The following is a 6,322-nucleotide window of genomic DNA, read 5'->3' as shown; positions in this document are numbered from 1 at the left end:
ACACTTGCGCAAAGCCGTAATCGTCCGAGACTCCTGCTGCGTCAAATGCGGTGCGCCGCCGTCGCATACCCAGGTTCACCATGTGCGGCATTGGGCTGACGGCGGCCCCACCGACCTCGACAACGGCTGCCTGCTCTGCCAACGCTGCCACACCCAAGTCCACCACCACGGCTGGGACATCATTCTCGGCTACGACCGACACCCCTGGCTCGTGCCGCCTGCCACCGTCGACCCACGGCGCCGTCCGTTGCCGGCTTACAACCGGCGCACCAAGCGACTCGACGACGCCGCCTGACCCCACACTTTCGCGTAGCACCTTCCGCACCCGAGCCCCCTCGGGACCGCAACCGTCCCTTGACAACTCCACAGTGTTTCTCCAGAGCGCAGAGAAGATCTTTGCGTCAGCAGGGCGCGACAGCTCTGATCTGAGAGGCCAGTCGGTCTCGGAAGCTCAGCCGGGCAGCGACCAGTAGGCCAGCATGGGTTCCTCGGTGAGCACGGTGCCGCCTTCGACGATGGTGAGGCTCGTCGGCGAGACGAGGTAACGAACAGCGCCGTTGCGCGCTTCGAAGGTGTCGCCGGTGCGGGTCGGGAACTGCAACTCGATCCCACCCTCCGGAGCAGCGCCCTTGTAGTACCAACGGCCTGTCTGAGTGCCGACCTGGCAGATGACGACGCGCGATCGTGAGGTCTGTCCCACGACGACGGCCGGGTCGCCCGCGGCGTTGCAGCGTGGGCCGGTGGTGAACCCCTGCCAGTCCGCCCCCGCGACGGTGGGGGTGGGACGGTCGGGTGTCGGCGTTGTCGTGGTGGGAGTCGTCGTGGTGGTGGTCGTCTCGGCCGATCGGGTGACGGTGCTCGTGAAGGTCGATGCCGACGGTTGTCCGCCATCAGCGGTGTCGCGGTCCGCGGACTCGTCGTCGGTGGGGATCAGCAACAGCGCCGCGAGCACGCCCACGACCACCAGGAGCACGCCCGCGCCGATCGCCACCAGCACAGCGGGCGACGACCACGGTGATCGAGGCGGTCCGGGTGGCACCGGGCCCGATGGGTAACCGCCCTGCGGGTAGCCGCCACCGCTCGGTGGATAGCTCATGTCGCTCCTTCGGTTCGGCCCGGCCGGAAGTCGGTGCGGTCCTACAGCTCGCCGATGATCTGTGCCAGCAGTTCGCCCATCCGGGCCGCCGACGCGCGTCCCACTTCGAGAACCTCGGCGTGGCTCAGGTGTTCGCCGGTCATTCCGGCTGCGAGGTTGGTGACCAGCGAGATCCCGAGCACGTCGAGGCCGGCGGCTCGGGCGGCGATGGTCTCGTGCACGGTCGACATACCGACCAGGTCGGCGCCCATCGTCCGCAGCATCCGGATCTCGGCGGGTGTCTCGTAGTGCGGGCCGGGCAATCCGGCGTACACACCCTCCGCGAGACCCGCGTCGATTCCGCTCGCGATGTCACGCAGCCGCGGTGAATACGCGTCGACCAGGTCGACGAACTGAGCGCCGACAAGAGGGGAGCGGGCCGTGAGGTTCAGGTGATCGGAGATGAGGACGGGTTGTCCGACCGACATGTCCGCGCGCAGTCCGCCCGCCGCGTTGGTGAGCACGACGGTGTGGACACCGGCCGCCGCCGCGGTGCGGACCGGGTGGACCACGCGGGCGAGGTCGTGCCCCTCGTAGGCGTGAATGCGGCCCAGCATCAACAGGACCCGCCGATCACCGATCCGCACCGAGTGGACCACACCGCCGTGGCCGGCGGCCTTGGGCGGAGTGAACCCGGGGATCTCGGCCATCGGCAACGAGCGGATCGGTCGCCCGAAGGCCTCGGCCGCGGGCGACCACCCCGACCCCAGGATGACGGCCACATCGTGTGCAGCGGCATCGGTCTCGGCGGCGATCGTGGCCGCGGCGACGATGGCTGCGGCGTCTGCGTCGGCGGTGGGGTCCATGCGCCAACCCTAAACCGTTCCCCAGGCCGGACGGCCGTACGAACGCAGCGCGCCGACCGATCGGGTCGGCGGCGACGAGACCGGGGGCGATAAGGTCGGGACATGCCATTTCTGAACGATGCCGGGGACGTCGTCGAACTCCATCTCGGAACGCACGGGGAGGAGATCAGCGAGTCCAATCCGGAGAACCGCTTCCGGGTGGAATGGTTGGACGAGGTGGACCGGCTGCTGGACGAGATCGTGGCCGCCCCGTCACGTCCGCTCGTGATCACCGCCACCGGGAAGTTCTTCTCGAACGGACTGGACACCGACCACATCTTCACCGCCCCCGATCAGCTGCCCGGGTATCTCGACCGCGTCCATGCCCTGTATGCGAAGGTGCTCACGCTGCCGGTGCCCACGGTCAGCGCGATCAACGGACACGCGTTCGGTGCCGGCGCCATGCTCGCGTTGTGCACCGACCACGTGCTGATGCGCACCGAACGCGGATTCTGGTCGCTGCCCGAGGCCGCCCTCACCATGCCGTTCACCCGGGGGATGGCCACATTGCTGCGCACCCGCCTGACCGATCGCACCGCGACCGAGGCGATGTACACGAGTCGGCGATACGGCGCCGACGACGCGGTCGGCGCGGGGATCGTGGACGAGGCCGTCGACGCCGAGCACCTCACGGCACGGGCAGCCGAGCTCGCCGGCGCTCGCGCCGCGACCGTCGGTCCCAACCTCGCACTCATCAAACGCGGACTGCGCGCACCGCTGCTCGACGATCTCGCGCGTCCGACACCGCCCGGGGTCTTCTGATGTCGGCCGTGGGAGCGGGCTTCGCCGCGGCGGACGATCCGATCGACGCATGGCTCGCCGAGCACGGCACCGATCTCATCGCGTGGCGGCGCGAGATCCACGCGCACCCCGAGCTGTCCCGGCAGGAGGTGCGCACCACCGAGCTGGTGATGAGCGAACTGACCGCCGCCGGACTCGACCCGCGCCGACTCCCGTTGGGCACCGGCGTGGTGTGCGATCTGGGGCCCGTCGGTGAGCCCCGGATCGCACTGCGAGCGGACATGGATGCCCTGCCCGTCACCGAACACACCGGCCTGCCGTTCACCTCGGCTGTCGAGGGGGCATCGCATTCGTGCGGGCACGACGCGCACACGGCCATCCTGATCGGCGTCGCCAAACTCCTCGCCGCGGCCGAGCCGTTGCCCGTCGGCGTCCGCCTCATCTTCCAGGCCGCCGAAGAGGTCATGCCCGGCGGTGCCCTCGACGCCATCGACGCCGGGGTGACCAGCGGTCTCGGGCGCATCTTCGCGCTGCACTGCGATCCGCGCCTGCCGGTCGGCACGGTCGGTCTGCGGTCCGGCCCCCTGACCTCCGCGGCCGACCACATCGACTTGCAACTGCACTCCGCCGGCGGGCACACGTCGCGGCCGCATCTGACCGGAGACCTGATCTACGCGATGGGCACCGTGATCACCGGATTGCCCGGGGTGCTGTCACGACGCGTCGACCCGCGGTCGGGGACCGTGATGGTGTGGGGTGCCGCCAACGCCGGCAGCGCGGCCAACGCGATCCCGCAGGAAGGGCGCATGCGCGGGACGGTCCGCACCGGCGACCACGCCACCTGGGCCGAGCTCGAACCGCTCGTCCGCAGCGTCGTCGGCGAACTGCTCGCACCGCTCGGCGTCCGCTATGACCTCTCGTACTTCCGCGGGGTGCCACCGGTCGTCAACGACGAGATCGCGGTCGCGATGTTCGAGCGATCGGTCGCCGCGATCGGACCCAACGCCGTCGCGGACACACCGCAGTCGCCGGGTGGTGAGGACTTCTCCTGGTATCTCGAACACGTGCCGGGGGCGATGGCCCGCCTGGGCGTGTGGGACGGATTCGGTCCGCAGGTCGACCTGCACGCGCCGAACTTCGATCTCGACGAACGTGCCCTCGCGATCGGCGTCCGCGCACTCGCCGGGATAGTGCTGAACGCGACGAGCGCGGCAGGCTAGCGAGCCGAGGCTCGCCGGGGTGGCGTCGGCTATTCCGCGGGACCCGGGCCGGGCCCGACGTTCCGCGACTCGCGCAACCGCAGGTCCTGCACGTACTCCGCGGGTGCACCCGCGATCTCGGCCGCCTCGGCCATGACCCCGAGGTAGCGCGCCGACGGGAGCCCGCCCTCGAAGGCGTCGAGGACATACAGCCAGGCGAGGACCGGGCCGTCCGCGGTGTCGACGCGAGCCCGGATCTTGCGGTGGATGCCGAGTTCGGAACCCTCCCACCGATCGAGGAGGTCCTCGTCCTCGGTGGTGACGTCGTACAGCACCACGAACACCCGGGCGTCGGGGTCGTCGCGGTCCTCGGTGACCGTGGCCAGTGACCCCTCCCAGCCGATGTCGCCGCCGCCGAAGGTCAGACGCCAGCCACGAAGCCATCCGGTGCCCGACATCGGCGAGTGCGGAGCGCGCTCGGCCATCTGGTCGGGATGCATGTTGGATCCGTAGGCGGCATAGATGGGCACGGATGGAGCCTAGATGGTCGTCGCCGAGTCCGGAAGGCGACACCGACGCCCGTCGCTCGGGTGTGACCCGGGCCGCACGGGAGCCGAGCCGCGCTTCGAGTGATGTACGGCACGCCGTCGGCGCCGGTGTGCGACCACGTTCACAACGTCACCCGCGCACGACTAGTTTGGTAGGCGGCGCGAACGGGGTCGACCCTCTCGCCCGACCGAGGTTGCATCACCCCCGCGACCTCCACCGACCCGTCGGACATCAGCCGGTCCGACCCGAGAAATCCAGCAGCGAGCAGTTCGTTCAGCTACAACACGCAGCCGGGCGCAGCATCCCCACGAAGGACGCCGCGACGAACCGGCATGGGAACAGGAGTGACAGTGACCAGGATCGTCATCATCGGCGGTGGACCTGCGGGTTACGAGGCGGCGCTCGCGGCGGCCGCCTACGGCGCCGACATCACGGTGATCGATTCGGACGGGATCGGCGGTGCCTGTGTGCTGTGGGACTGCGTGCCGTCCAAGACCTTCATCGCGTCCACCGGCATCCGCACCGAGGTCCGGCGCGCTGTCGACCTGGGTATCAACATCAAGACCGACGACACGTCGGTCACGCTCCCGCAGATTCACCAGCGGGTCCGCGATCTGGCATTCGCCCAGTCCGCGGACATCCGCTCCCGGCTGATCAGCGAAGGCGTCAAACTCGTCGCCGGTAGCGCGATGCTCGACGAGCGGCAGGTGGGCGTGTCGACCCACAGCGTCGTCGCGACCCTCGCCGACGGAACCACCGAACGCTACGACGGCGATGTGGTGTTGCTGGCGACGGGCGCCTCGCCCCGCGTCCTGCCCGATGCCCGCCCCGACGGGGAGCGCATCCTCACCTGGCGTCAGCTATACGACCTCGAGCAACTCCCCGAACACCTCATCGTCATCGGTTCCGGCGTCACCGGCGCCGAGTTCGTCCACGCCTATACCGAACTGGGCGTCAAGGTGACGCTGGTGTCGAGCCGCGACCGTGTGCTCCCGCACGAGGACGAGGACGCCGCGCTGGTGCTCGAGGACGCGCTGGCCGAGCGCGGCGTCGAACTCGTGAAACACGCCCGCGCCGACAAGGTCGAGCGCCACGGTGACTCGGTCACCGCGCATCTGGCCGACGGCTCGACAGTCACCGGCAGTCACGTGCTGATGACCGTCGGTTCGGTCCCGAACACCACGGACCTGGGCCTCGATCGCGCCGGCGTGACCGTCGGCAAGGGTGGATACATCGAGGTCGACCGGGTGTCGCGTACGTCGGTCGCCGGTATCTATGCGGCCGGCGACTGCACCGGGCTGTTCCCGCTGGCATCGGTCGCGGCCATGCAGGGCCGCATCGCCATGTATCACGCGCTGGGCGAGGGAGTGAGCCCGATCAAGCTGAAAACCGTTGCCTCCGCGATCTTCACACGTCCGGAGATCGCGACGGTGGGGGTGTCGCAGAACGCGATCGACACCGGTGAGTACCCGGCCCGCACCGTGATGTTGCCACTGGCCACCAACCCGCGCGCCAAGATGAGCGGCCTGCGCCGCGGGTTCGTGAAGATCTTCTGCCGGCCGGCCACGGGCGTGGTCATCGGCGGAGTCGTGGTGGCACCGAACGCCTCCGAGCTGATCCTGCCCATCGCCCTCGCGGTGCAGAACAAGCTCACCGTCGGCGACCTCGCCCAGACCTTCTCGGTGTACCCGTCGCTGACCGGGTCGATCACCGAGGCGGCGCGCCAGCTGGTCCGCCACGACGACCTGGACTGAGACAGAGCCCGCCGCTGTGCACAGGCGGTGCCGGTGTTCACCGCGGCAGGCGATGCCACGGTAGGGTCGGACGAATTCGTTCGTCCCGGCCAGCGACCA

The 6,322-nt window shown here is 69.5% G+C and carries 7 protein-coding genes; 4 read left to right on the top strand and 3 right to left on the bottom strand.

Going from position 1 to position 6,322, the window contains the following annotated elements; all coding sequences use genetic code 11:
- A partial coding sequence (locus AMD30_RS06565; protein ID WP_197282750.1) for an HNH endonuclease signature motif containing protein occupies window positions 1-295 on the top strand: 295 nt, incomplete at its 5' end.
- Window positions 296-451: 156 nt separating this feature from the next.
- Here the strand turns inward: AMD30_RS06565 and AMD30_RS06560 are convergent.
- Window positions 452-1,096 carry a hypothetical protein gene (locus AMD30_RS06560; RefSeq protein WP_055475106.1) on the bottom strand — a complete coding sequence of 215 codons (645 nt, stop codon included), beginning with the start codon at window positions 1,094-1,096 and terminating at the stop codon, window positions 452-454.
- A 41-nt stretch (window positions 1,097-1,137) separates the two neighbouring features.
- Complete coding sequence (locus AMD30_RS06555; RefSeq protein WP_010841921.1) at window positions 1,138-1,941, bottom strand: purine-nucleoside phosphorylase; 804 nt, start codon at window positions 1,939-1,941, stop codon at window positions 1,138-1,140.
- Window positions 1,942-2,043: 102 nt separating this feature from the next.
- Between AMD30_RS06555 and AMD30_RS06550 the strand changes: the two genes are divergently transcribed.
- Together AMD30_RS06550 and AMD30_RS06545 are read left to right on the top strand one after the other, a co-directional pair.
- Complete coding sequence (locus tag AMD30_RS06550; protein ID WP_055475105.1) at window positions 2,044-2,742, top strand: enoyl-CoA hydratase/isomerase family protein; 699 nt, start codon at window positions 2,044-2,046, stop codon at window positions 2,740-2,742.
- Window positions 2,742-3,941 (top strand): amidohydrolase, encoded by a 1,200-nt coding sequence (locus AMD30_RS06545; protein ID WP_010841923.1) that lies wholly within the window; start codon window positions 2,742-2,744, stop codon window positions 3,939-3,941. Before AMD30_RS06550 ends, AMD30_RS06545 begins: the two co-directional genes overlap by 1 nt.
- Before the next feature lie 29 nt (window positions 3,942-3,970).
- Here AMD30_RS06545 and AMD30_RS06540 read toward each other — a convergent pair whose 3' ends face one another.
- On the bottom strand, window positions 3,971-4,450 hold the full coding sequence (locus AMD30_RS06540) for a gamma-glutamylcyclotransferase (protein ID WP_010841924.1): 480 nt from the start codon (window positions 4,448-4,450) through the stop codon (window positions 3,971-3,973).
- 369 nt (window positions 4,451-4,819) lie between these two features.
- Between AMD30_RS06540 and AMD30_RS06535 the strand changes: the two genes are divergently transcribed.
- Window positions 4,820-6,223, top strand: a complete 1,404-nt coding sequence (locus tag AMD30_RS06535) for an NAD(P)H-quinone dehydrogenase (RefSeq protein ID WP_010841925.1) — start codon at window positions 4,820-4,822, stop codon at window positions 6,221-6,223.
- Window positions 6,224-6,322 lie beyond the last annotated feature (99 nt).

The sequence above is a fragment of the Gordonia sp. HS-NH1 genome (assembly GCF_001418765.1).
Taxonomy (GTDB): domain Bacteria; phylum Actinomycetota; class Actinomycetes; order Mycobacteriales; family Mycobacteriaceae; genus Gordonia.
This window is presented reverse-complemented; position numbering and strand designations above follow the sequence as displayed.

Coding starts and splice junctions, on each gene's coding strand:
- AMD30_RS06560 (WP_055475106.1), bottom strand. CDS start 1,096: ATGAGCTATCCACCGAGCGGTGGCGGCTACCCGCAGGGCGGTTACCCA.
- AMD30_RS06555 (WP_010841921.1), bottom strand. CDS start 1,941: ATGGACCCCACCGCCGACGCAGACGCCGCAGCCATCGTCGCCGCGGCC.
- AMD30_RS06550 (WP_055475105.1), top strand. CDS start 2,044: ATGCCATTTCTGAACGATGCCGGGGACGTCGTCGAACTCCATCTCGGA.
- AMD30_RS06545 (WP_010841923.1), top strand. CDS start 2,742: ATGTCGGCCGTGGGAGCGGGCTTCGCCGCGGCGGACGATCCGATCGAC.